At 69.7% G+C, this 24319-nt stretch carries 21 protein-coding genes; 12 read left to right on the top strand and 9 right to left on the bottom strand.

The genetic code is table 11. The features are described 5' to 3' along the window. The first annotated feature begins 27 nt into the window (after positions 1 to 27). Both AC0NZN_RS01535 and AC0NZN_RS01530 read left to right on the top strand, forming a co-directional pair. Entirely contained in the window at positions 28 to 720 is a 693-nt protein-coding gene (locus AC0NZN_RS01535; protein WP_474590502.1) for an alanine racemase, read from the top strand. Beyond that, the gene (locus AC0NZN_RS01530; RefSeq protein WP_474590501.1) at positions 717 to 1754 is read left to right on the top strand and encodes an alanine racemase; all 1038 of its coding nucleotides are present in this window, start codon (positions 717 to 719) and stop codon (positions 1752 to 1754) included. The genes AC0NZN_RS01535 and AC0NZN_RS01530 overlap by 4 nt, the downstream gene beginning before the upstream one ends. 1 nt (position 1755) lies before the next feature. Here AC0NZN_RS01530 and AC0NZN_RS01525 read toward each other — a convergent pair whose 3' ends face one another. After that, the gene (locus tag AC0NZN_RS01525; protein ID WP_320940705.1) at positions 1756 to 1980 is read right to left on the bottom strand and encodes a DUF7455 domain-containing protein; all 225 of its coding nucleotides are present in this window, start codon (positions 1978 to 1980) and stop codon (positions 1756 to 1758) included. Between the two features lie 165 nt (positions 1981 to 2145). Between AC0NZN_RS01525 and AC0NZN_RS01520 the strand changes: the two genes are divergently transcribed. After that, positions 2146 to 4218 (top strand): DNA gyrase/topoisomerase IV subunit B, encoded by a 2073-nt coding sequence (locus AC0NZN_RS01520; RefSeq protein WP_474590743.1) that lies wholly within the window; start codon positions 2146 to 2148, stop codon positions 4216 to 4218. Further along, complete coding sequence (locus tag AC0NZN_RS01515) at positions 4215 to 4682, top strand: GNAT family N-acetyltransferase (RefSeq protein WP_474590500.1); 468 nt, start codon at positions 4215 to 4217, stop codon at positions 4680 to 4682. The genes AC0NZN_RS01520 and AC0NZN_RS01515 overlap by 4 nt, the downstream gene beginning before the upstream one ends. Positions 4683 to 4689: 7 nt before the next feature. On the opposite strand, the gene AC0NZN_RS01510 is transcribed toward AC0NZN_RS01515, so the two are convergent. Then, positions 4690 to 7155 (bottom strand): DNA gyrase/topoisomerase IV subunit A, encoded by a 2466-nt coding sequence (locus AC0NZN_RS01510; RefSeq protein WP_474590499.1) that lies wholly within the window; start codon positions 7153 to 7155, stop codon positions 4690 to 4692. 61 nt (positions 7156 to 7216) lie between these two features. Here AC0NZN_RS01510 and AC0NZN_RS01505 point away from each other — a divergent pair, with 61 nt between their 5' ends. Beyond that, positions 7217 to 8350, top strand: a complete 1134-nt coding sequence (locus AC0NZN_RS01505) for an alkaline phosphatase family protein (protein WP_474590498.1) — start codon at positions 7217 to 7219, stop codon at positions 8348 to 8350. A gap of 6 nt (positions 8351 to 8356) precedes the next feature. Here the strand turns inward: AC0NZN_RS01505 and sepH are convergent, their stop codons facing one another. After that, complete coding sequence (sepH, locus tag AC0NZN_RS01500) at positions 8357 to 9463, bottom strand: septation protein SepH (protein WP_474590497.1); 1107 nt, start codon at positions 9461 to 9463, stop codon at positions 8357 to 8359. A gap of 233 nt (positions 9464 to 9696) precedes the next feature. On the opposite strand from sepH, the gene AC0NZN_RS01495 reads away from it, so the two are divergent. After that, positions 9697 to 9990, top strand: coding sequence for a DUF4193 domain-containing protein (locus tag AC0NZN_RS01495; protein WP_474590496.1), 294 nt, complete (start codon positions 9697 to 9699; stop codon positions 9988 to 9990). On the opposite strand, the gene AC0NZN_RS01490 is transcribed toward AC0NZN_RS01495, so the two are convergent. Beyond that, entirely contained in the window at positions 9965 to 10450 is a 486-nt protein-coding gene (locus tag AC0NZN_RS01490; RefSeq protein WP_474590495.1) for a DUF3093 domain-containing protein, read from the bottom strand. The genes AC0NZN_RS01495 and AC0NZN_RS01490 overlap by 26 nt on opposite strands. A 24-nt stretch (positions 10451 to 10474) precedes the next feature. Between AC0NZN_RS01490 and dut the strand changes: the two genes are divergently transcribed. From dut to dxs, 5 genes are all read left to right on the top strand, one after another. After that, positions 10475 to 10930, top strand: coding sequence for a dUTP diphosphatase (gene dut / locus AC0NZN_RS01485; RefSeq protein ID WP_474590494.1), 456 nt, complete (start codon positions 10475 to 10477; stop codon positions 10928 to 10930). Continuing rightward, complete coding sequence (locus AC0NZN_RS01480; protein WP_474590493.1) at positions 10927 to 11526, top strand: DUF3710 domain-containing protein; 600 nt, start codon at positions 10927 to 10929, stop codon at positions 11524 to 11526. The genes dut and AC0NZN_RS01480 overlap by 4 nt, the downstream gene beginning before the upstream one ends. Continuing rightward, positions 11523 to 12266, top strand: a complete 744-nt coding sequence (locus tag AC0NZN_RS01475) for a DUF3159 domain-containing protein (RefSeq protein WP_474590492.1) — start codon at positions 11523 to 11525, stop codon at positions 12264 to 12266. The genes AC0NZN_RS01480 and AC0NZN_RS01475 overlap by 4 nt, the downstream gene beginning before the upstream one ends. Before the next feature lie 139 nt (positions 12267 to 12405). Further along, complete coding sequence (gene acnA, locus AC0NZN_RS01470) at positions 12406 to 15216, top strand: aconitate hydratase AcnA (RefSeq protein ID WP_474590491.1); 2811 nt, start codon at positions 12406 to 12408, stop codon at positions 15214 to 15216. Between the two features lie 161 nt (positions 15217 to 15377). Then, entirely contained in the window at positions 15378 to 17330 is a 1953-nt protein-coding gene (gene dxs, locus AC0NZN_RS01465; RefSeq protein WP_474590490.1) for a 1-deoxy-D-xylulose-5-phosphate synthase, read from the top strand. A gap of 51 nt (positions 17331 to 17381) precedes the next feature. On the opposite strand, the gene AC0NZN_RS01460 is transcribed toward dxs, so the two are convergent. The 4 genes from AC0NZN_RS01460 to AC0NZN_RS01445 form a co-directional block, all read right to left on the bottom strand. Beyond that, positions 17382 to 19544, bottom strand: a complete 2163-nt coding sequence (locus AC0NZN_RS01460; RefSeq protein WP_474590489.1) for a 3-hydroxyacyl-CoA dehydrogenase NAD-binding domain-containing protein — start codon at positions 19542 to 19544, stop codon at positions 17382 to 17384. 10 nt (positions 19545 to 19554) lie between these two features. Then, on the bottom strand, positions 19555 to 20760 hold the full coding sequence (locus AC0NZN_RS01455; protein WP_474590488.1) for a thiolase family protein: 1206 nt from the start codon (positions 20758 to 20760) through the stop codon (positions 19555 to 19557). A 72-nt stretch (positions 20761 to 20832) separates the two neighbouring features. Beyond that, on the bottom strand, positions 20833 to 22029 hold the full coding sequence (locus tag AC0NZN_RS01450; RefSeq protein ID WP_474590487.1) for a ribonuclease D: 1197 nt from the start codon (positions 22027 to 22029) through the stop codon (positions 20833 to 20835). Beyond that, entirely contained in the window at positions 22022 to 22603 is a 582-nt protein-coding gene (locus tag AC0NZN_RS01445; protein ID WP_474590486.1) for a DUF3000 domain-containing protein, read from the bottom strand. The genes AC0NZN_RS01450 and AC0NZN_RS01445 overlap by 8 nt, the downstream gene beginning before the upstream one ends. Positions 22604 to 22628: 25 nt before the next feature. On the opposite strand from AC0NZN_RS01445, the gene AC0NZN_RS01440 reads away from it, so the two are divergent. Then, positions 22629 to 23840, top strand: coding sequence for an alpha/beta hydrolase family protein (locus AC0NZN_RS01440; RefSeq protein ID WP_474590485.1), 1212 nt, complete (start codon positions 22629 to 22631; stop codon positions 23838 to 23840). A 22-nt stretch (positions 23841 to 23862) separates the two neighbouring features. Here the strand turns inward: AC0NZN_RS01440 and AC0NZN_RS01435 are convergent, their stop codons facing one another. Then, positions 23863 to 24306, bottom strand: coding sequence for a SufE family protein (locus AC0NZN_RS01435; RefSeq protein WP_474590484.1), 444 nt, complete (start codon positions 24304 to 24306; stop codon positions 23863 to 23865). Between the last annotated feature and the right edge of the window lie 13 nt (positions 24307 to 24319).

Below are 24319 nucleotides of genomic sequence, written 5' to 3'. Positions count from 1 at the left end.
GCGGGGGACCCGGATAGTCTAGAGGGCGTGACGGCGGTGAACCTGGGCGACGACGCGCCCGACGCCGTCGGAGCATCCGCTCCCCGCGTCCGTCTCTCGCGCGTCGCGCTGCATCGCAACGCCCTGGCTCTGGGGAGCCGTCCGGCCGATCTCCGCCGCGATGCCTGGGGTCACGGTATCCTGGCCGTCGCCGAGGTGCTCGTCGACGCAGGGGTGCGCGAGGCGCTCGTCGACGCGGGCGATGAGGATGCCGTGGCGATGGCCGGACTCGAGCCCCGCCTCACCCGTTCCGCCGTCGGCGACGCCGTGTACGGCGTCGCGCCCGGGACGAGTCCCGTCATGACGCTCGAGGGGACGGTGCTCTCGACGAAGGCGCTTCGGGCGGGCGAGGGCGTCTCGTACGGGTATCTGCATCGCGCCACGGCGGACACGCGCATCGCGCTCGTCACGGGCGGCTATGCACAGGGCGTGGTCCGCTCGCTCGGCGGCCGCGCATCCGTGCTCGTCGCCGGACGTCGACTCCCGATCGTCGGACGGGTCGCCATGGACGTATGCGTGGTGGATATCGGGGAAGCCGACATCCCGCGTGGCGCGGCGGCCACGTTCTTCGGAGGCGCAGGCGGCCCGACGGTCGCCGAGTGGACCTCGGCCACCGGCCTGTCCGCCGCCGAGATCCTCACCGCGGTCGGCCTGAACACCACGAGGGAATGGACCGCATGACCGCCCGGCTCGACGTCGACCTCCGCCTCTTCGCCGCGAATCTGCGGGTCGTGCGCGAGCGGATCGCGCCGGCCGAGCACATGCTGGTCGTGAAGGACGACGCGTACGGCCACGGACTCGTGCCGATCGTCCGTGCGGCGCGGGCCGAGGGGGTGCACTGGTTCGGCGCCTTCGACATCCCCACGGGGCTGGCCGTGCGCGACGAGGCGCCCGACGCGCGTGTCTTCTCGTGGCTCGTCGGTTCTCTCGACGACGCGCGGGCCGGCGTCGACGCCGATCTCGACCTCGGGGTCGGCGATGCGGCCCTCCTCGAGGAGGTGGCGATCGCGGCGCGCGAGGTCGGCCGTCCGGCGCGCGTGCACCTCAAGATCGATACGGGCCTGCACCGCAACGGCATCCGTCCCGAGGAATGGGATGCGGCCGTGTCACGTGCCGCGGAGCTGGAGCAGGCGGCATCCATCGTCGTCGAGGGTGTCTGGAGCCACATCGCCGAGGCGTCCGACGCCGAGGACGATGCGGCGCGCGCCGTGTTCGACGACGCGGTCCGGCGTGCGGAGCGCGCGGGGCTGCAGCCGCGCCTGCGGCACCTCGCGGCGAGCGCGGCGTCGTTCGCGCGTCCCGAGTTCCGGTACGACCTGGCCCGCGTCGGCGCCTTCGCCTACGGCATCCGTCCGGCGGGCGGCCCCGCAGAGGATGAACTCGGCATCTGTCCGATCGGCGCCGTGCGGGTGGATGTGCAGTCGGTGGAACGCGACCGGGTCGTCCTGGGGCTCGGAGCGCTCGATGGATTCCCGTCCTCGCTGGCGGGTCGCACCGAGGTCGCGACCCCCGCCGGTCGGCGTGAGGTGCTCGCTGTCGATCTGGACACGATGACCGTGGCGGCGTGGACTGATGCTGGGCCCCCGCAGACCGTGACGGTGTGGGGAGGGGATGCGCCGTCTGCGACCACTCACGCCGAACGCATCGACTCCATCGGCGAGGAGATCGCCGTGCGGCTCTCGCCGCTCGTGCCGCGCGTCTACCGCGAGCGGTGAATCAGTCGTTCGTCTCGTGCAGACGATCGCTCTCGTCGTGCCACGACGTGGCGACCGCGCGAAGCTTCTCCTCGAACTTGCGTCCGTGGTGGGCGCAGTAGAGCAGCTCGCTGCCGTTGACGACGGCGATGATATACGCCTGGGCCCCGCACGCATCGCAGCGATCCGCTGCGGTGAGACGGCGCTCGAGGACGGCGGGCTCGTTCGGTGTCGATAGCGTAGTCATCTCGTCTGCCTCCTCGTGTCGTCGTCCTGGGGCCGGTCATCACATACAACCACGCGCACGTTGCGGTAATGCCACGATCGGCCGTGAGTTCGCTGACCGCGTACGACGGCCCCGCCGGGCCGTGTTCATGGCAGGAGCTGTCGGCACCCACGATTACGCTGGAAGATCGTGACCTCCGAATACTCTGCGCACCACCTCCAGGTCCTTGAGGGACTCGAGGCCGTGCGCAAGCGGCCCGGTATGTACATCGGGTCGACGGACTCGCGGGGGCTCATGCACTGCCTCTGGGAGATCATCGACAATTCCGTCGACGAGGCCCTCGCCGGTCACGGCGACCGCATCGATGTCATCCTGCACTCCGACGGCAGCGTGGAGGTCGTCGACCGTGCGCGAGGCATCCCTGTCGACATCGAACCGCGCACCGGCCTCACCGGCGTCGAAGTCGTGTTCACGAAGCTCCACGCGGGCGGCAAATTCGGCGGCGGGTCGTACGCCGCATCCGGCGGTCTGCACGGAGTGGGCGCATCCGTCGTCAACGCCCTCTCCGAGCGACTCGACGTCGAGGTGGACCGCGACGGCAAGACCTGGGCGATGTCGTTCCACCGCGGCGAGCCCGGGGTGTTCGGAAACGGCTCACCGGACTCGGGCTTCACCCCGTACCTGAACTCGAGCGAGCTGCGGACGGTGGGCAAGGTCGCCAAGGGCGTCACAGGATCCCGCATCCGGTACTGGGCGGATCGGCAGATCTTCACGAAGGATGCGACGTTCACCCTCGACGAACTCGAACAGCGCGCACGCCAGACCGCGTTCCTGGTCCCGGGTCTCGAGATCGTGATCCGCGACGAGCGCGAGGGCGAGCCGCGCACGACGTCCTACAAGTACGAGGGCGGCATCTCGGAGTTCGCCGACTTCCTCGCCCCCGACGGTGCCGTGACCGACACGTGGCGGCTGATGGGCGAAGGAACCTTCCGCGAGACCGTCCCGGTGCTGCAGGACAACGGGGCGATGGTCCCGACCGAGGTCGAGCGGGTCTGCCACGTCGACATCGCCCTGCGCTGGGGCACCGGCTATGACACCGTCAGCCGGTCGTTCGTCAACATCATCTCGACGCCGAAGGGCGGCACCCACCAGCAGGGCTTCGAGCAGGGGCTCGTCAAGGTCCTGCGCTCGCAGGTGGAACAGAACGCCCGGCGCCTGAAGGTCGGCACGGACAAGCTCGAGAAGGACGACATCCTCGCCGGGCTCACCGCGGTGCTCACCGTGCGCCTGCCCGAGCCGCAGTTCGAAGGGCAGACGAAGGAGGTTCTCGGGACGCCGGCGGTGCGGCAGATCGTCACCAACATCATCTCGCAGGAGCTGACCGCCCGCTTCGCCTCGACCAAGCGCGACGACAAGGCGCAGACCGGGCTGCTCCTCGACAAGATCGTCGCCGAGATGAAGGCGCGCATCTCCGCCCGCACGCACAAGGAGACGCAGCGCCGCAAGAACGCGCTGGAGTCTTCGTCGCTGCCGGCCAAGCTCGTGGACTGCCGGTCGAACGACGTCTCGGACTCCGAGCTCTTCATCGTCGAGGGCGACTCCGCGCTCGGCACCGCGAAGCTCGCGCGCAACAGCGAGTACCAGGCGCTCCTGCCGATCCGCGGCAAGATCCTCAACGTCCAGAAGGCGTCGATCAGCGACATGCTCGGCAACGCCGAGTGCGCCTCGATCATCCAGGTCGTGGGCGCGGGTTCCGGCCGGACGTTCGACCTGGATGCTGCCCGCTACGGGAAGATCATCCTGATGAGCGACGCCGACGTCGACGGCGCGCACATCCGCACGCTCCTGCTGACTCTCTTCTTCCGCTACATGCGCCCGCTCATCGAGGCCGGCCGTGTCTTCGCGGCCGTGCCGCCGCTGCATCGCGTGATCGTCATGAACCCCGGCTCCAAGCCGAACGAGACGATCTACACCTACAGCGAGCAAGAGCTCCACACGCTGCTGGCGAAGCTCACGAAGGCGGGCAAGCGCTGGCAGGAGCCCATCCAGCGCTACAAGGGTCTGGGCGAGATGGATGCCGAGCAGCTCGCCTCCACCACGATGGACCGCGCGGGACGCACGCTCCGGCGCGTGGGCGTCCAGGATGCGGAGGCGGCCACCGCGGTGTTCGAGATGCTGATGGGCAACGACGTCGCTCCGCGCCGCGAGTTCATCGTCACCTCCGCCGATCGTCTAGGTCGCGAGCGCATCGACGCGTGAGCGCCGAACTGCCCGAGGGCGTGTCTCTGCGGCCGGCGACGACGGATGACATCGAGACCGTCGTCGCTCTCAAGGAGCGGGTGCTGCGACCCGAGCTCGAGGCGCTCGAGGGCTGGGACCCGGCGCGCTCCCGCGAGCGGGTCATCGCGCACTTCTCGACGGAGCACACACGGATGATCCTCGTCGACGGTGCCGTCGCCGGGACGATCACGCTTCGCGAGGATGCGGATGCGCTCTGGCTCGAGATGTTCTACATCGATGGGGCGTACCAGGGGCGCGGCTTCGGGACGGCGGTGCTGGGGAACGTGCTCGCCGACGCGCCGGACGATCGGCCACTGCGACTTCAGGTCCTCGTCGGCTCCTCGGCGCGCCGGCTCTACGAGCGGCACGGTTTCGTCGACGAGGAGCGGGACGCGGTCGACATCTGGATGCGCCGGCCCGCCCGGCTGGGACGTCGCTTCTGAGCCCCGCTCAGCGGACGGCAGTGCCGACGGCGCCGACGACGGCGTCGAGCGGTGCACCGGATGCATCGCGCTTGGCGCCTGCGGCGGGCAGGTGACGCGTGGCGCCGTCTGTCCCGACGGCGCGCGGTTCGCACCCCACCCAGGCGAGCGTGATGGTGTCCTCGCCGCGCAGGAATCGTTGCGCGCGGACTCCGCCGGTCGCACGGCCCTTCGCCGGGAACTCCGTGAAGGCGGAGACCTTGGCGGTACCCGCATCCGTTCCCGCGAGCGCCGTGGTGGATCCGGCGACGGTCACGACGACCGCGTCGAAGTCGGTCGGGCCGACCACATCGAATGCGACCGCGCGCGCGCCGTCGGACAGGCGAATGCCGGCCATGCCGCCCGCCGTCCGGCCCTGCGGGCGCACGGATGAGGCGTCGAACCTCAGCAGCTGGGCGTCGCTCGCGACGAACACGAGCTCGGCGCCGTCCGAGGCTGGGGCCGCGCCGACGACGCGGTCGCCGTCCTTCAGGGCGATGATCTCGACGTCGTGCTTGTTGCCGAGCTCGCTCGCGGCGACGCGCTTGACCACGCCCTGCTCGGTGCCCAGCGCGATCGGCGGCCCGTCGATGATCGGAACGATCGCCACGACGTGCTCGCCCTTCTCGAGCGGCAGGTACTGGTCGGCGCGTGTGCCGGCCGCGAGCTGCACCGAGTTGCCGGGAACGGAGGGGAGATCGACGGGGGAGAAGCGGACGAGACGTCCGGCGCTCGTGACGGCGCCGATGTCGCCGCGGGTCGTCGTGTCGACGGCCGACCGGATGGCGTCGTGCTTCGACCGGCGCGCGGGAGGCACGATGCCGTTGCCCTGTGCATCCGCCACCAGCTCGGCGCGCACCATGCGTCCCGTGGACGACAGGAACACGCGGCAGGGCGCATCGGCGATCTGAAGGTCCGCGGCGATGGCGGCGGCCCGAGAGCGCGGCTGGACCGGCCCGCCGTTCAGAAGGAGCGTGCGGCGCGGCGTGCCGTAGGCCTCGGCCGCGATGTCGAGCTCCCGTGCGACCTGGGCGCGCAGGAGCGCGTCGTCGCCGAGCAGTTCGACGAGCGCGGCGATCTCCGCCTGCAGCGAGTCGCGCTCCGCCTCCAGCTCGATGCGCGAGAACTTCGTGAGACGGCGCAGGCGCAGCTCGAGGATGTACTCCGCCTGCACCTGCGAGAGGTCGAACACCTGCTGGAGTCGCCCCCGCGCCTGCTCGCTGTCGTCGGAGGTTCGGATGACCTGGATGACCTCGTCGATATCGAGGATCGCGATGAGGAGACCCTCGACGAGATGCAGTCGCTCGCGTCGGCGTGCGAGGCGGAACTCGCTGCGCCGCGTCACCACGCTGATGCGGTGATCGAGGTAGACCCGCAGCATCTCCCGCAGCCCCAACGTCTGCGGCTGGCCGCCGACGAGCGCGACGTTGTTGATGCCGAACGAGTCCTCGAGCGGGGTCAGGCGGTACAGCTGCTCCAGGACGGCGTTGGGATCGAAGCCGGTCTTGATGCCGATGACGAGCTTCAGGCCGTTGTGGCGGTCGGTGAGGTCGGTGACGTCCGAGATCCCCGTCAGCTTCTTCGCGGTGACGGCATCCTTGATCTTCTCGATGATCCGTTCGGGACCGACCAGGTACGGCAGCTCGGTGACGACGAGTCCTGTGCGCCGCGGGCCGAGCTGTTCGACCGCGACCTTCGCGCGGGTGCGGAAGGTGCCGCGTCCGTTCGCGTAGGCGTCCTTGATGCCGTCGAGCCCCACGATGATCCCGCCCCCGGGCAGATCGGGGCCCGGGACGAACTCCATGAGCTCTTCGACCGTCGCATCCGGATTGTCGAGCAGATGGATGGCGGCGGCCACGACCTCGATGAGATTGTGCGGGGCCATGTTGGTCGCCATGCCGACCGCGATGCCGGCCGCGCCGTTGACGAGCAGGTTGGGGTAGGCGGCCGGAAGGACCTCCGGCTGCTGGAACTGGCCGTCGTAGTTCGGGATGAAATCGACGACGTCCTCGTCGAGGTTCTCCGTGAGGGCCAGGGCGGCTGGCGCGAGGCGCGCCTCGGTGTAGCGCGGTGCCGCGGGGCCGTCGTCCAGCGAGCCGAAGTTGCCGTGGCCGTCCACGAGCGGCACTCGGAGGGTGAACGGCTGTGCGAGCCGGACCAGGGCGTCGTAGATTGCGGTGTCGCCGTGCGGGTGCAGCTTTCCCATCACCTCGCCGACGACGCGCGCGCTCTTGACGTGGCCGCGGTCGGGGCGCAGGCCCATGTCAGCCATCTGGAACAGGATGCGGCGCTGCACCGGCTTGAGGCCGTCGCGCGCATCGGGCAGCGCCCGTGAGTAGATCACCGAATAGGCGTACTCGAGATACGAGCCCTGCATCTCCGCCGAGACGTCGACGTCCTCGATGCGTTCGAGGGGAGCGTCTTCTGTGGGCGAGGAGGAGCGCGATGAGGGCATGTGCTGTGCGGGACCTTCGGATGTGCGGGCTGGGTTCGGACGCATGTGCGACACTGAACCGATGTCCCTCAGCCTACCGGCGGACCCGCCGCGCGCCCGGAGCCTGGTCCGTGTCCTGCCCGAGGTGATCGACGCGCTGTCGGGCTCATCGACGTGGTTTCGCCCCGTACGCAGCGCGATCGTGCTCGTCGTCGACGGTCTGGGCGCGGCGAACCTTGCGGCCCGTGGCGGGCACGCGCGCTTCCTCGCGGGCGCCGGCGGCAAGAAGGATGTCGTGCGCACGGTCTTCCCCTCCACGACGGCGGCTGCGCTCACCAGCCTCCTGACCGGCGCCCCTCCCGGTGAGCACGGCATCGTCGGCTATCGCGTGCGTGTGCCGGGCGCGCCGGACGCTGTGAACCAGCTGAAGGGCTGGGAGACCGACGGGCTCGACCCGCACTCGTGGCAGCGGCTCGAGCCGCTCATCGCCCGCGAGGCCGCGCAGGGCCGGCCGTGCTTCGTGGTGTCCCACGCGAAGTACGCCGGCACGGGCTTCACGGAGGCGATCCTGCGCGGCGCGGAGTTCGTCGTGGCGGCCGACATCGCGGATCGTGCGCTCCTCGCGGCGGATCTCGCAGGGTCGAACCCGGGCGCTCTCGTCTACCTGTACGCCCCCGACCTGGATTCCGTCGGCCATAAGCACGGCTGGGAGACCGACCGCTGGACGGCCGCACTGGAGAAGGTGGATGCGGCGGCCCGGTCGATGAGCGACTCCCTCGACGGCGGCACCGGCGTCGTGGTCACAGCGGACCACGGGATGATCGACGTGCCGAAGCACCGGCAGGTGCTGCTCGAGGAAGGGGACGCCGTCCTCGACGGGGTGGCGATGATCGGGGGCGAGCCCCGCATGCTCCACGTCTACGCCGAGCCTGGGGCCGCGGACACACTGCTGAGCACGTGGCGTTCATCGGAGTCCGGCCGCTCATGGGTCGCCTCGCGCGACGAGGCGATCGCGGCCGGCCTCTTCGGGCCCGTGGTCGACCCGACGGTGCGCGACCGCATCGGCGACGTGGTGGTCGCCGCACGGGCGGGCATCGCGTACTACGACGACCGCGTGGCCGACAAGGGTTCGCAGCGCATGGTCGGCCAGCACGGCTCGCTCACCGACGAGGAGCGGATCGTCCCGCTGCTGCGCCTCGGCGCGTTCGCGGGCTGAGCTCGGTCACTCCTCGGTTCGCGCTCCGAACACGATCTCGTCCCAGGAGGGCATCGACGTCCGGCCCTTCCGGCGTCCGGATTCCGCTGTCGCTCGGGCCGGCTCCGACGTGGTCCGAGGCGCGTCCGCGGTCGCGCGGACCGGCTCTGCCGGATGCGCGGGGTCAGGCGCGGCGGGGGAGGATGCGGGTGCGTCGAGTGCAGGGTCGAACCCCGGCTCGAGCGCGTCGAACAGGGCGACGGGGGAGTTCTGGCGGTGTGTCGCCGGTGGCTCGACCTCGTCCGTCTCCTCGGGCATGGCCTCCCTCTGACCGCGCCGCCGGCGCAGGGCCTCGAGGAGGTCGGCCGTCTGGCTCGAGGTCTGACTGGCCTCCGGAGCGCGTTTCATGGCGGCGTCCTGCACGGCGGAAGGCGCCGGCTCGTGGACCGCCGGCGATTCGAGGTCGGCCTCGGGGGCCGGCATCCGTCGCGGCCCGAAAGCTCCGCTGTCGAAGCGGCTGTCGTCCTTGAGCGGTGTCTCGAGTGCGCGCAGCCGGGGAATCAGGCTGTCGGGGAGTGATCCCTGCCGCGAGAGCTGTATGGCGTCCGGATTCAGGGGGGAGAGCACTCCGCGGCGCGGGTCGAAGCCCCAGCGGGCGTCGCGGTCGACCTCGGCCGCCGTGAACTCGAGCTTCACGATCCAGCCGGTGTGCTCCTTCCAGCTGGTCCACCGCTCGCCGGTGGCGCCGGCGTCGGCGAGCTTCGCACGCACCGCAGAGCCGAAGGTCGGTGGCGTGTCGCTGTCGAAATCCGTCCCGAGCAGCACGGGCACCGCGAGCGCCTGGCCCACGACGTGCTCGCGCTCGGCGAGGACGGGGCCCTCGAAGCGCGCGACATCCTCGATGCGGGCGCCGAGGAGCGCGGCGACCTCCTCGGTGGACAGGCCGGCGCGGATGTGCGCCTGCACCTCACGCGGACTCGGGCGCGCGGCGCGGTCGCCCGCCTCCCGCTCCCGGCGCGCGCGGCGCAGCTCGGCGCGCAGCACGTCGTCCACGGGGAGGGTGAACCTCTCCCCGGACTCGGTCGCGAGGACGAGCTTTCCGTCCTCCTCGCCGACGACTCTGAGCTGTTCCATGGGGAGAGCGCCTCCGATCTGGGGTCCTGCCCTATCGTGACACGGCTCGTCAGCGCGGCCGGGAATATCGCGCGCGCGCCGCCCGTTTCGTCTACGCGGTTTCCGGACAACCTGCGAATCCGCAGAGGACATTTGCGAAATGTCATACGGTCGTGCAAACTATGGCCGCCCGTACCGGCGGACCCGCATACCGCCGGGGGCGACAGCACTCAGGGAAGTAGAGAAACTCAGGCATGGCAACGGACTACGACGCACCCCGCAAGAATGAGGACGAGAGCGAGTCGATCGAGGCCTTCAAGGAGCGCGTCCCGGACAGCTCCTCCGCTTCGATCGACGCCGAGGACGCCGACAACCCCTCGGGCTTCGAACTGCCGGGCGCGGATCTGTCGGAGCTCGAGCTCGATGTGGTGGTCCTTCCCCCTCAGGAGGACGAGTTCACGTGCGTCAGCTGCTTCCTCGTGAAGCACCGGTCGCAGATCGATCACGACTCGGCGACGGGCCCTATCTGCGTGGAGTGCGCGGCGTAGCCTGCGCACGGCGGATGGCCGCCGCAAGCCGATCCGGCGTCCGAGTGGAGACGATCCACATGGGCGTCGGATCGTCTTCGTCATGGACCGGGATGCGGAGCACTCCGTCGATGCCGCCCCGCACGATGTGCCACGCCCGAGGGTCGAGGTCGCGTCCGCGCGCGACGCGGGCGTCGTCCCCGGTGAGGATCTCCGGCTCGCCCAGCAGATGCGCGTCGATGTGCGCGCGGCCCGCGACGAGCTCCCCGTCCTTGACGGCGACGGTGGGGGACCCGGCGACCAGAAGCCAGACGATCCCCACCCCGACGACTGCGCCGCCGATGAGTGCGACCGTCGTGTCGAAGGGCGCGAGGACGAGTGCCGCCATGGGCCCGCAGACGGCTGCGGCCGCCAGGAACCAGAGCGATGGGCTGAGTCTCTCGCGGTAGATGACGCCGCTGTCGGCGGGAGCACCGCTCATTGTGTTCTGCATTACCCTCGATGCGTGACCGAAACCGTGGACGTCCTCATTATCGCCCCCGAGCTTCCGGCCTACGCGCACCCCGGAGATGCCGGGGCAGATCTGATCGCAGCCGAAGCAGTGCGTCTCGAGCCCGGCGAGCGGGCGCTCGTGGGCACCGGCGTGCGCATCGCCCTCCCCGAGGGGCATGCCGCCTTCGTGGTCCCGCGGAGCGGACTCGCCGCCAAGCACGGCATCACGATCGTCAATTCGCCCGGGACGATCGACGCCGGCTACCGCGGTGAGATCAAGGTCGCGCTGTTGAACACCGACGCACGCGAGGCATACGAGATCGCGGTCGGCGATCGCATCGCCCAGCTCATCGTGATGCCGGTGCCGCGCGCGCGCTTCATCCCGGTCGACGAACTCCCCGACAGCCTGCGCGGTCACGGCGGGTTCGGCTCGACCGGCTACCAGAACCACGAAGGGACCAACGCATGACCGATGCGTCTGCGACACCAGAAGAGGCCAAGTCGGCGCCCGAGGACCGTGCCACGGCCGGTCCGTTCGACGACTCGGAGGCGAACCCCGTCCGCCCTTACATCGACCTCGGCGGCATCAAGGTGTTGCCGCGTGAAGGGCTGAACCTGCGCCTCGAGGTCGAGGAGCAGACGAAGCGCATCGTGGCCGTCGGCCTCGACTACGCCGACTCCACGCTGCAGGTGCAGCCCTTCGCGGCGCCGCGCACGGCGGGTCTGTGGGAGGAGACGCGCGAGCAGATCCGCCAGCAGATCCGCCAGCAGGGCGGCCGCGTCGAGGAGCGCGAGGGCCCGCTCGGCCCCGAGCTGCTCGCCGAGGTGCCGGTGATCGCCGGTGCGGACGGCGCCGCGGGCAAGCGCCTCGCGCGCTTCGTCGGCGTGGACGGGCCCCGCTGGTTCCTCCGGGGCGTCATCGGCGGGGCCGCGACCAGCGACATGGATGCCGCCGCGCAGGTCGAGGACCTCTTCCGGTCGATCGTCGTGGTGCGCGGCGGCAGCCCGATGCCCCCGCGTGACCTCATCCCGCTGAAGATGCCCTCGACTCCGGGCGTCGCGTGAGCGATCCGGACGCGGGAGCGTCGAAGGATGCCGAGCCCCAGCCCTCGGCATCCGACCTGATCGGCGCCGCCCTCGGCAGCGCCGCGCGTCGCGCGGGCATGGATCCTGCGCAGTCCCGCAGCACCGGCCACGTCGTGTGGCACGCGATGGGGGGCGTGCGCGGCGTCCTGGAGTCCATCCTCCCGAGCCTCGCCTTCCTCATCGCGTACACGCTGACGACCAACCCAGCCACGCACCAGGGCAACCTCTGGCTGTCGCTGGCGATCTCCGTCGGTCTGGCCGTCGTCTTCACGGTGATCCGGCTCGTCATGCGCCAGCCGGTGGCCGCAGCGCTCGGCGGACTCATCGCGGTCGTCGCAGCCGCGGCCCTCTCGCTTTTCACTGGCCGTGCGCAGGACAACTTCGTCTGGGGCTTCATCACGAACGCCGCGTACGGCACGGCGTTCCTCGTCTCCGCTCTGGTCGGCTGGTCGCTCATCGGGCTCGCGGCCGGCTTCCTCATGAACGAGGGGACCGCCTGGCGGCAGAGCGCGCGGAAACGGCGCGTCTTCTTCTGGCTCGCCATCGCGTGGGCGGCGCTCTTCGCCGCGCGTCTCGCCGTGCAGCTCCCGCTCTATTTCGCGGGCAACGTCGCGGCGCTCGGAACGCTCAAGCTCCTGATGGGCCTGCCGTTGTTCGCGCCGCTCGTCGCGGTGACGTGGCTCGCGGTCCGGGCGCTCTATCCCGCCCGCGCGAAGTGATACATTTATCTCGACATCAAGATAAATTTCCCCGCGCGGACGCTTAGGCGAGCCTCACTAGCCGAGGGCGCTCGAGCGGGGGAGGATGGGGATCGCGGGCGTCGCGCCCGCTCCCCGCCGCCGATGAAGGAGACGACACGTGTCCACGGTTGACAGCTTCGGTGCGAAAAGCACCCTGACGGTCGGCAGCACCGACTACGAGATCTTCCGCATCGACTCGGTCGACGGCTACGAGAAGCTCCCGTTCAGCCTCAAGGTCCTCCTGGAGAACCTGCTGCGCACGGAGGACGGCGCGAACGTCACGAAGGCGCAGATCCAGGCGCTCGGATCGTGGGATGCGGCGGCAGAGCCCGACACCGAGATCCAGTTCACGCCCGCGCGCGTGGTCATGCAGGACTTCACCGGCGTGCCCTGCATCGTCGACCTCGCCACGATGCGCGAGGCGATGGCCGCCCTCGGCGGCGACCCCACGAAGATCAACCCGCTCTCGCCCGCCGAGATGGTGATCGACCACTCGGTCATCGCCGATCTCTTCGGCTCGGAGGACGCGCTGGAGCGCAACGTCGAGATCGAGTACGAGCGCAACGGCGAGCGGTACCAGTTCCTGCGCTGGGGCCAGACGGCGTTCGACGACTTCAAGGTCGTCCCGCCGGGCACCGGTATCGTGCACCAGGTCAACATCGAGCACCTGGCCAAGGTCATCTACGACCGGAACGTGGACGGCGTGCTGCGGGCCTACCCCGACACGTGCGTCGGCACGGACTCCCACACGACGATGGTCAACGGCCTCGGCGTCCTCGGCTGGGGCGTCGGCGGCATCGAGGCAGAGGCGGCCATGCTCGGCCAGCCCGTCTCGATGCTCATCCCGAAGGTCGTCGGGTTCAAGCTCACCGGCAGCATCCCCACGGGCGTCACGGCGACCGACGTCGTCCTCACGATCACCGACATGCTCCGCAAGCACGGTGTGGTCGGCAAGTTCGTCGAGTTCTACGGCGAGGGCGTGGCATCCGTCCCGCTCGCCAACCGCGCGACCATCGGGAACATGAGCCCGGAGTTCGGCTCGACGGCGGCGATCTTCCCGATCGACGACGTGACCGTCGACTACCTTCGCCTCACCGGCCGCAGCGACGAGCAGGTCGCTCTCGTCGAGCAGTACGCGAAGCAGCAGCACCTCTGGCACGACCCGTCGCACGAGCCGGTGTTCAGCGAGTACATGGAGTTGGACCTCGGCTCGGTCGTCCCGTCGATCGCGGGCCCGAAGCGCCCCCAGGACCGCATCGAGCTCACGCGCTCGAAGGAGCAGTTCGAGCGCGATCTCTGCAACTACGCCGACGTCGAGCACGACCTCGTCGACCTCGAGATCGCGGAGTCGTTCCCGGCATCGGACCCGCCGGCCAACTCGCCGGCCGATGCGAACAGCATCCACGTGCACCACCACCACAGCCACGCGCCCGCGACGGCGTCGAAGCCCACCAAGGTCGTGCAGGCGGACGGCACGGAGTACACGATCGATCACGGCGCGGTCACCATCGCGGCCATCACGTCGTGCACCAACACGTCGAACCCGTCGGTCATGCTCGCCGCAGGTCTGCTCGCGCGCAACGCCGTGAAGAAGGGCCTCAAGGCGAAGCCCTGGGTCAAGACCACCCTCGCGCCCGGGTCGAAGGTCGTCACCGACTACTACGAGAAGGCCGGCCTCACACAGGACCTCGAGGACCTCGGCTTCTACACGGTCGGCTACGGCTGCACCACGTGCATCGGCAACTCCGGCCCCCTCATCGAGGAGGTCTCGGCGGCCATCAACCAGAACGACCTGGCCGTGACAGCGGTGCTCTCGGGCAACCGCAACTTCGAGGGCCGCATCAACCCCGACGTGAAGATGAACTACCTCGCGTCACCGCCGCTCGTCATCGCGTACGCGCTGGCCGGCTCGATGAACTTCGACTTCGAAGTCGACGCGCTCGGGACCGACCAGGACGGCAACGACGTCTTCCTCCGCGACATCTGGCCCGACGCGGCCGAGGTGCAGTCGACGATCGACTCGTCGATCGACAAGGACATGTTCGTCACGCAGTACGAGAGCGTCTTCGCGGGCGATGAGCGCTGGCGCACCCTGCCGACTCCCGAGGGCAAGACGTTCGAGTGGGATGCGCATTCCACCTATGTGCGGCGTCCTCCGTACTTCGAGGGTATGACGATGGAGCCGTCGCCGGTCAGCGACATCTCCGGGGCGCGCGTGCTGGCCAAGCTCGGCGACTCGGTCACGACCGACCACATCTCGCCCGCCGGCTCGATCAAGGCGGACAGCCCCGCGGGCCGTTATCTCACGGAGCACGGCGTCGATCGCAAGGACTTCAACTCGTACGGCTCGCGCCGCGGCAACCACGAGGTGATGATCCGCGGCACGTTCGCGAACATCCGCCTGAAGAACCAGCTTCTCGACGGCGTCGAGGGCGGGTACACGCGTGATTTCACCCAGGAGGGCGGCCCGCAGTCGTTCATCTACGATGCGTCGCAGAACTACCAGGCTCAGGGCACGCCGCTCGTCATCTTCGGCGGCAAGGAGTACGGCTCGGGTTCCTCGCGCGACTGGGCGGCCAAGGGCACGAGCCTCCTCGGCGTCAAGGCGGTCATCTCTGAGAGCTTCGAGCGCATCCACCGCTCGAACCTCATCGGCATGGGCGTCGTCCCGCTGCAGTTCCCGGCCGGTGAGTCAGCCGATTCGCTGGGCCTGGACGGCACCGAGGTGGTGTCGATCAGCGGTCTGGAGCAGCTGAACGAGGGCACCACACCGAAGACGGTGCACGTCGTCGCCGAGCCGAGCGAGTTCTCGCCCGAAGGCAAGCAGGTCGTCGAATTCGACGCTGTCGTGCGCATCGACACCCCCGGTGAGGCCGACTACTACCGCAACGGCGGCATCCTGCAGTACGTGCTGCGCTCCCTCGTCTGAGCACTCACGGCGGGAGAACGGGGCCGGCGGCGCACACGTGCCGCCGGCCCCGTCCTCTTCAGAGCGCGGGAGATCCGAGGGGCCTCACGGATCGCTGACAAAGCGCTCGGCGGGCCCCGGAGGATCCGCTCGCTCGAGACCGCCTCGCGTAGAATCGAGGGATGAGCCTGCTCGAGACGATCACGGGTCCCCGAGACCTCGATGCACTCTCAGATGAGCAGATGGATCTGCTCGCCGCCGAGATCCGGGCCTTCCTCGTCGCCAACGTCGCACGCACGGGCGGCCACCTCGGACCCAACCTCGGCGTCGTGGAGCTGACCCTCGCCATCCATCGGGTCTTCTCTTCGCCGCGCGATGCGGTGGTCTTCGATACCGGCCACCAGTCGTACGTGCACAAGCTGCTCACCGGCCGCCAGGACTTCTCGACGCTCCGCCAGACCGGTGGCCTCGCCGGCTATCCGCAGCGCTCGGAGTCGGTGCACGACATCGTGGAGTCGTCGCATGCCTCGAGCTCGCTGTCGTGGGCCGACGGCATCTCTAAGGCGTTCGAGATGACGGGGCAGTCCGACCGGCACGTGGTCGCCGTCGTCGGTGACGGAGCCCTGACGGGCGGAATGACGTGGGAAGCGCTAAACAACATCTCCGACGACAACACCCGCAAGCTGATCATCGTCGTGAACGACAACGGACGCTCCTACGCGCCGACCATCGGCGGCATGGCGCGGTTCCTGAACTCCGTGCGCACGAAGCAGAGCTACCGCAATCTGCACCTGTCGAGCAGCCGCGCGTTCGAGCGGCTCGGCGACCCGGGCAAAGCCTTCTACAACGGCGTGCGCGGCGGCCTCCACGGCTTCCTCGCGCGCTTCACCGACAACGAGGCGCTCTACTCGAACCTCGACATCAAGTACGTCGGACCCGTCGACGGCCATGACGAGCATGCCCTCGAGGCGGCGCTCCGCCAGGCGAAGAACTACGGAGCCCCTGTGATCGTCCACGCGATCACCGAGAAGGGCCGCGGTTACGAGCCGGCGCGTCAGGACGAAGCTGATCAGTTCCACGCCGTCGGTATCATCGACCCGGAGACGGGCGAGCCGCTCGACGGGCCCTCGGCGCCGTCGTGGACGTCGGTGTTCGCCGACGCCCTCGTGACGCAGGCCGAGCGGGATCCTCGGCTCGTCGGTATCACGGCCGCCATGCTGCAGCCCACGGGCCTGCACCGCATGGCCGAGCGCTTTCCCGACCGTGTCTTCGATGTCGGCATCGCGGAGCAGCACGCGGTCACCTCGGCCGCGGGACTCGCGTTCGGAGGGCTGCATCCCGTCGTCGCGGTCTATGCCACCTTCATCAACCGCGCGTTCGATCAGGTTCTGATGGATGTCGCGCTCCATCGCGCAGGGGTCACCTTCGTCCTCGACCGTGCCGGTGTCACCGGCCCAGACGGGCCCAGCCACCACGGTGTGTGGGACCTCGCGATCCTGCAGGTCGTCCCGGGCATCCGCATCGCGGCTCCCCGCGACGCCGAGCGTATCGTCGAGGAGCTCGCCGAGGCCGTCGTCGTCCAGGACGCCCCGACGGTGATCCGCTTCCCGAAGGGCGCCGTCGGCGCAGAGCTGGCCGCCGTCCGCCGCACAGACGACGGCGTCGACGTGTTGCGCGAGGCCGATGTGAAGGACGTGCTCATCGTCACCGTCGGCCCCATGGCCGTCACCGGTCTCGCGGTCGCCGATCTCCTGGCCGCGCAGGGAATCGGCGCGACGGTGATCGATCCGCGCTGGGTGGTCCCCGTCGCTCGCAGCGTCGTCGAGATGTCCGCCGCGCATCGGCTCGTCGTGTCGATCGAGGACGGCGTGCGCGTCGGCGGCATCGGCACCCGCATCCGTCAGGACCTGCGTGAGGCGGGCGTCGACACCGCCGTCACGGAGCTCGGACTGCCGGACGAGTTCCTCGAGCACGGCGCGCGCGGCGACATCCTCGCTCGCGTCGGCCTGACGCCGCAGCAGATCGCACGGGACGTCACCGCCATGGTCTTGGGTGCCAAGCTGCCCTTCGCCCGCGGCGTCTCCGGCGACACCGGCGTACTGCCGGTGGTCCGGCCGATCGAGCCGCGTAAATGACGTGACGAAGGGCGGCTCCCCGCGGGGAGCCGCCCTTCGTCGTTCCGCCGATCAGCTGTTCGCGACGCCCCGGATCACCGGGTGGTGGAACGTGTCGCCGAAGACCCGCTCCGACGCGCCCTCGCGATCGAGGTAGGGCGACGCGCCGCCGTCGATGAATGGCCAGCCCGCGCCGAGGATGAGGCAGAGGTCGATGTCCTCGACCTCGGGGACGACATCCTCGTCGAGCATCAGCTTGATCTCCTGCGCGAGTCCGTCCTGCACACGAGAGAGGATCTCCGCCTCGGATGCGGGGGTCGAGCCGACGGCGCCCTTGAGCGTCTTCTCCGCCGCCTTCGACCAGCCGGTGACGCGGCCGTTCTTGTCCTTCTCGACCACCTCCGGCAGCTCGGCCAGCGCGTGGAAGTTCTCGTTGGCGTAGAAGCGGTCGGGGAATGCGTGCGCCATCGTGTCCTGGACGTGCGCCGCGACCCTCCACCCGACGAGATCGATGAGCTGGAACGGCGTCATCGGCAGTCCGAGCGGCGCGAACGCCTTCTCGACCGTCAGCAGGGGTGTGCCCTCGTAGACCGCACGCGCCGCCTCGCCCATGACCTTCGCGAGGAGGCGGTTCACGACGAAGCCGGGCGCGTCGGCGGTGAGCACCGCGTTCTTGCCGAGGCCCCTTGCCACGACGAATGCCGTCGAGAGGGCCGCATCCGTGGTCGACGGCGTCTTCACGATCTCGATCAGCGGCATGAGCGCCACCGGGTTGAAGAAGTGGAAGCCGACGAGCCGCTCGGGGTGGGCGAGCTTCGCGCCGATCTCCTCGACCGAGAGCGACGAGGTGTTCGTCGCCAGGATCGCGTCCTCTGCGATGATCGGCTCGATCTCGGCGAACACCTGCTGCTTGACGCCCACCTCTTCGAAGACGGCCTCGATGACGAAGTCGCAGTCCGCGTACTCGCTCTTGTCGGTCGTGCCGTGGATGAGCGCGCGCAGCCTGTTGGCCGAGTCGCTGTCGAGGCGCCCCTTGGCCTCGAGCTTGCCGATCTCGTCGTGGATGTAGGCCACGCCCTTGTCGACGCGCGCCTGATCGAGATCGGTGATCAGCACCGGCACCTGGAGCTTCCGCACGAACAGCAGGGCGAACTGGCTCGCCATGAGGCCCGCGCCGATGATGCCGACCTTGGTCACCTTCTTGGCGAGTGTCTTATCGGGGGCGCCGACCGGACGCTTGGCGCGCTTCTGCACGAGATCGAACGCGTACATGGATGCGGCGAACTGGTCGCCGGTCGCGAGGTCGGCGAGCACGTCGTCCTCGCGCGCGAAGCCCTCCGCCTTCGTGCCGCCCTTCGCCTTGTCGAGCAGTTCGAGGGCCGCGTACGGCGAGCGGGGAACCGTGCCGATGCGACTTTCGAGCATGCCACGCGCCATCTTGATGGCGATCGGCCACTTGGTGAGGCGTTCGATCTTGCCCGGCTCGTTCTTGCGCTCGACCTTGAGGGTGCCCGCGAGCACCTTGTCGGCCCACAGGAGCGAGTCCTCAAGGTAGGTCGCCGGCGGGAAGATCGCGTCGAAGATGCCGTAGTCGAACGCCTGCTGCGGCTTCAGCATGCGGTTCTGCTTCAGCGGGTTCGAGATCACGACCTCGAGGGCGTTCTCGATCCCGATGAGGTTCGGCAGCAGATACGCGCCGCCCCAGCCCGGGATGATGCCGAGGAAGACCTCGGGCAGCGCGATCGCGGCGGCCGAGGCATCCACGGTCCGGTACGTCGAGTTGAGCGCGATCTCAAGGCCGCCGCCGAGCGCGAGCCCGTTGACGAAGGCGAACGAGGGGACCCCGAGCTCCGACAGCGAGCCGAGCACTTTGTGCCCGAGTTGCGCGACGAGCTTGGCGTTCTCCTTCGATCCGACTCGGGCGATGTCGCTGAGGTCGGCGCCCGCAGCGAGGATGTACTGCTTGCCGGTGATGCCGACAGCCTGGATCTCGCCGGACGCGGCGCGCGCCTTGAGGCCGGCCAGCGTCTCGCCGAGCTGGGTGATCGTCGCTGGGCCCAGCGTGTTCGGGCGCGTGTGATCCCGACCGTTGTCGAGCGTGATCAGTGCCAGCACGTTGCCCGACGGGAGGCGGATGTCGCGCACCGCCGAATTCGTGATCACCTCCCCGTCGGTGAGGGCGTGAATGGGCGAGAAGTCGATCTGCGCGTACTGATCTGAAGCGGTGTTGGTCATTCTCTGCTCTCTACTTCTTCCGCTTGCCGTTGTAGTGCGGGTTCTCCCAGATGACCGAGCCGCCCTGGCCGAGGCCGACGCACATCGCCGTCAGGCCGTAGCGGACGTCGGGGCGCTCGGCGAACTGAGCCGCGAGCTGGATCATGAGGCGCACGCCGGATGCGGCGAGCGGGTGGCCGAGGGCGATCGCGCCGCCCCACTGGTTCACGCGCGGGTCGTCGTCGGCGATGCCGAAGTGGTCGAGCAGCGAGATCACCTGGATGGCGAAGGCCTCGTTGAGCTCGAACAGACCGATGTCCTCGATCGTGAGACCCGCCTTCTTCAGGGCCTTCTCGGTCGCGGGGATCGGGCCGATGCCCATGATCTCGGGCTGCACGCCCGCGAAGGCGAAGGAGACGAGACGCATCTTGGGCCGCAGGCCGAGCTCCTTGACGGCGGCGCCGCCGGCGAGCAGGCCGATCGTGGCGCCGTCGGTCAGCGGTGAGGACGTGCCCGCGGTCACCCGCCCGTGCGGGCGGAAGGGCGTCTTCAACGTGGCGAGACCCTCCATCGTCGTCTCGGGCCGGCGTCCCTCGTCCTCGGTGGCGAGGCCCCAGGCGCCGTCGGCATCCTTGATCGCGACGGGCACGAGGTCGGGCTGGACCTTGCCGGCGTCGTAGGCGGCCTGCGCCTTCTGCTGGCTGAGCATGCCGTACCGGTCTGCGCGCTCCTTGGTCAGGTGCGGGAAGCGGTCGTGGATGCGTTCGGCCGTGACTCCCATGTTGAGGGCACCGGGGTCGACCATGCGCTCGGCGACGAAGCGCGGGTTGGGGTCGGCGTTGGCGCCGATGGGGTGGCGCCCCATGTGCTCGACTCCGCCTGCGAGGGCGAGGTCGTACATGCCGACGCCGATCGAGCCCGCCATCGTGGTGACGCTCGTCATCGCGCCCGCGCACATGCGGTCGATGGCGAAGCCCGGCACCGTCATCGGCAAGCCGGCGAGGATCGCCGCGGAGCGGCCGAGGGTGAGCCCCTGGTCGCCCGTCTGCGACGTCGCGGCGATCGCCACGTCGTCGATGCGCTCGCCCGGGACGTTCGGGTTGCGCGCCATGAGCCCGATGATCGACTTGACGACGAGGTCGTCAGCGCGGGTGTTCCAGTACATGCCCTTCTCGCCGGCGCGCCCGAAGGGGGTGCGCATTCCATCGACGAAGAAGACGTCCGAAATCTCGGCCACTCTGCCTCCAAAGCTAGGGATGACGCCAGCCTAGGAGTGCGGTCCGACCGCCTCGAATCGGTTGGATCGAACCTACGAAGCGGTTTCGGTCGCCTCGTCAAGGCCATGCACGGAATCCACAAAGGCATCGGCGATCAGCTGTGCAGTCTGCGCAATCTGCCAGTCGCGAGCCCCAAGGTCGGCGAGCGCGCGCCCGATGGAATCCGCATCCACCGGCTCCGGCGGCTGCCAGGCGACGCGACGGAGCAGCTCGGGAGTGAGCAGATTCTCCGTCGGCATGTTGAGTTCGGCGGCGCGCTGCTCGACGAGCGGACGCGCGATCTTGAGGCGGGCGTCCGCCTCGGGGTTCCGGTCCGCCCAGGCGCGCGGCGGCGGGGGAGTGTCGCTCGGGATGCGCTCCACCGGAAGGTCGATGGCGGCGCGGCCCTCCTCGATCGCCGTCCACCACCGGTCGAGCTGCGTGCGCGAGGCGCGGCCATTGAACTCCTTGACCGCGGCCAGGTCGCGCTTGGTCGCGGGCTCGGCGCGGATCGCGGCCACCAGCGCGCGATCGGGCACGAGTCGGCCCGGTGCGATGTCCTGCTCGCGGGCGTACTCCTCGCGAGCGAGCCAGAGAGCGCGCGCGACGGCCAGGTTGCGGCGTCCACGCACGGTGTGCAGCCCGCTGAGGCGCCGCCAGGGGTCGCCGCGCGGCGGCTTCGGAATGCGTGCGAGCACCGCCGTGAACTCCTCGCCCGCCATGAGCGTCTTGCCCTGCTCGATGAGCTCGAGCTCCAGCGCATCCCGCACATCGACGAGGTACTCGACGTCCAGCGCCGCGTACTCCAGCCAGCTCTGGGGGAGCGGCCGCGTCGACCAGTCGGACGCGGAGTGCTCCTTCGCCAGCGTGATGCCGAGGGTGTCCTCGACCACGGCGCCGAGTCCGACCCTCGCGTGACCGAGGAGACGAGACGCCAGCTCCGTGTCGAAGATGGATGCGGGCTCCAGGCCGAGCTCCCGCAGCGAGGGGAGATCCTGACTCGCCGCGTGGAGGACCCACTCCTCAGCGCCGATGGCATCCTCGAGCGGGGTGAAGTCGCCGATCGCGGGCGGGTCGAAGAGGAAGACACCGGCTCCGCGGCGGAACACCTGCACCAGATACGCCCTCTGCGAGTACCGGAACCCGGATGCGCGCTCCACATCCACGGCCACCGGTCCCACCCCCTCCGACAGGCGCGATGAAGCATCGCGGAGGCCAGAGCCATCCACGATCACGTCATACTCAGCCACGCGACCTCCGTGCGCCGAACACCTCGATGCCCTCCGATCCGGGCGGCAGCCCTGCCAGCATGCAGACGAACTCCGCCCAGGCTTCCACATGAGCCGTGATGCCGCCATCCGGCGACCAGGACGCGCGCACCTCGATCTGCGAGCCGTCGCCCTCGTGGGCGAGCGAGCCGAAGCCCTTCGAGATGGTCTTGGTCGCCGTGCCCGCGGCGGCGTGGAACTTCGCGCCGTGCGCGCTCAGGGCATCGACGAGCCACGACCACGCCACGTCGGCGAGCACCGGATCCACGCCGATCTCGGGCTCGAGCGGCGCCTGCGCGAGGCAGACGATGCGCCACGCGCCGTCCCACGCATCGGGCTCCTCCGGGTCGTGGAGCACGATGATCCGGCCCGTGCCGAAGGGGGAGTCGCCGTCGCCCTCCGGACGCACGTCGCCGGCGAGCGCGATCGCGTACGGCGCAAGCCCCGTGGGAGCGGGGATCTCCCTGACCGCCAGGTCGGCGCGCAGCACCGCGGCCCGCACTTCTGCCTCAGCCCGGGCGAACGATGCCTCGCCAGGCGGACGGCCGTCACTCACGTGCACAGACTAGAGTGAAGCCCCTATGAAGCCCCTCAGGCGCGCCGCGGCGCGCGACGCCGCCGCCCCTGGCCTCGTCGCCGGAATCCGCGTCGCGCTGACACTCCTGAGCACTGCGCTCGGAGTGGTGCTGGGAGCCTTCGCCCTCGTGTCGCTCAAGGTGGCGCGCGATGTCGTGACGCCGGCCCCGCGCCGGGCCGACACGAAGATCGTGAAGCTCGACGTCGCCGCGCAGACCATCACGCTCTCGCGCACCCCGGACACCGAGCTTCCCGGTCGCTACGGCCTGTTCACGAGCGGCACGGAGAACTACGTGAAGCTCGGCTCGGTCCTCTCCCAGGACGCGACGACCGTCAAGCGCAAGCTGCTCACCCAAGTGGATGCGCAGTCGCGCCTGGGTGCGGACGCGGCCTTCAGCGGGTGGTATTACGACCGACCGGAGCAACTGCACCTCCCGTACTCGTCCGAGCTGATCGGCTCGGGGGTGGGTCCGTGCCCCGCCTGGCTGTTTCCGGCAGGCGACGGCGACACCTGGGTCGTGCAGGTGCACGGTCGCGGCACGACCAGGGCGGAGTGCCTGCGCGCGGTGCCGGTGTTCCACGGCCTGGGGATGACGACGATCATCGTCTCCTATCGCAACGACGGGGAAGCCCCCCGAAGCCGAACCGGGACCTACGCGCTCGGCGCCACCGAGTGGCGGGACGTGGATGCCGCGATCGGCTTCGCCCGTCGCCGCGGAGCGAAGCGCGTCATCCTCATGGGCTGGTCGATGGGCGGCGCGATCTCGCTGCAGGTGGCCCTCGGGTCTGCGCACCGTGATCTCATCGCGGGCGTCATCCTCGAGTCGCCGGTGGTCGACTGGCGCGTCGTCCTCGACTACCAGGCGCGGCTCAACCACATCCCGAACTCCGTCGCAGGTATCGCGATCGGCGCGCTGAAGGCGCCGTGGGCCTCGCCCCTCACGCGGACGGGAGGCGCCATCCCGTTCGACCGGCTCGACGTGGTGGCGCGCGCGGCGGAGCTGCGGCATCCCATCCTGATCCTGCACAGCGACGACGACGGCTTCGTGCCCTCCGATGCCTCGCACCGCCTGGCGCAGGCCCGCCCCGATCTCGTCGAGCTCGACTCGTTCGACGTCGCGCGCCACACGAAGCTGTGGAACTACGACCAGGATCGGTGGAGCAGCGCGATCACATCCTGGCTGCGCCGTCACGAGCTCGCCCCGCAGAACGGATAGCGGGCTCAGCCGCGGAGCTGACTCAGCCGGCGTGACGCTTGGCCGCGACCTGGCGCTTGGTGCGGAGGAGCATGCCGGTCATCCCGGAGATGCGCAGCGGCGACACCGCGCGCGTCAGCCCGATCGACTGCGGGTAGTCGTCCGGGACGGCGAGCACCTCGTCGGCCGTGAGACCGGTGATCCCCTGCGCGAGGATGCTGGCGAAGCCCCGCGTCGTCGGCGCCTCGCGCGGCGCCGTGGCGTGCATCGAGACGATGTCATCGTCGTCCACGTCCACGATGATGTACACCGGGGACTGACATTCCACGACGCGCTCCTGCAGTTCCGGGTGACCTTCGTACTCGGCGGGGACCGGAGGAAGCTCGTTCGAGAACTCCAGGAGCAGCTGCAGGCGCTCCCCCTCGGGGAGTTCGAGGAACTCGTCGCGGATCTCGGCGAGCGAGGCGGGCAGCGCTGTTGCGGTCATCACGGCCATTGTC

The sequence above is a fragment of the Microbacterium sp. sgz311019 genome (assembly GCF_056135325.1).
Note: the sequence above shows the minus strand (reverse complement) of the source record. Positions and strands in the feature narration are given on the sequence as shown.

Bases quoted from the DNA above. Each gene is read 5' to 3' on its own strand.
- AC0NZN_RS01530 (WP_474590501.1), top strand. From the start codon at position 717: ATGACCGCCCGGCTCGACGTCGACCTCCGCCTCTTCGCCGCGAATCTG.
- AC0NZN_RS01525 (WP_320940705.1), bottom strand. From the start codon at position 1,980: ATGACTACGCTATCGACACCGAACGAGCCCGCCGTCCTCGAGCGCCGT.
- AC0NZN_RS01510 (WP_474590499.1), bottom strand. From the start codon at position 7,155: ATGCCCTCATCGCGCTCCTCCTCGCCCACAGAAGACGCTCCCCTCGAA.
- AC0NZN_RS01505 (WP_474590498.1), top strand. From the start codon at position 7,217: ATGTCCCTCAGCCTACCGGCGGACCCGCCGCGCGCCCGGAGCCTGGTC.
- sepH (WP_474590497.1), bottom strand. From the start codon at position 9,463: ATGGAACAGCTCAGAGTCGTCGGCGAGGAGGACGGAAAGCTCGTCCTC.
- AC0NZN_RS01495 (WP_474590496.1), top strand. From the start codon at position 9,697: ATGGCAACGGACTACGACGCACCCCGCAAGAATGAGGACGAGAGCGAG.
- AC0NZN_RS01490 (WP_474590495.1), bottom strand. From the start codon at position 10,450: ATGAGCGGTGCTCCCGCCGACAGCGGCGTCATCTACCGCGAGAGACTC.
- AC0NZN_RS01480 (WP_474590493.1), top strand. From the start codon at position 10,927: ATGACCGATGCGTCTGCGACACCAGAAGAGGCCAAGTCGGCGCCCGAG.
- dxs (WP_474590490.1), top strand. From the start codon at position 15,378: ATGAGCCTGCTCGAGACGATCACGGGTCCCCGAGACCTCGATGCACTC.
- AC0NZN_RS01460 (WP_474590489.1), bottom strand. From the start codon at position 19,544: ATGACCAACACCGCTTCAGATCAGTACGCGCAGATCGACTTCTCGCCC.
- AC0NZN_RS01440 (WP_474590485.1), top strand. From the start codon at position 22,629: ATGAAGCCCCTCAGGCGCGCCGCGGCGCGCGACGCCGCCGCCCCTGGC.
- AC0NZN_RS01435 (WP_474590484.1), bottom strand. From the start codon at position 24,306: ATGACCGCAACAGCGCTGCCCGCCTCGCTCGCCGAGATCCGCGACGAG.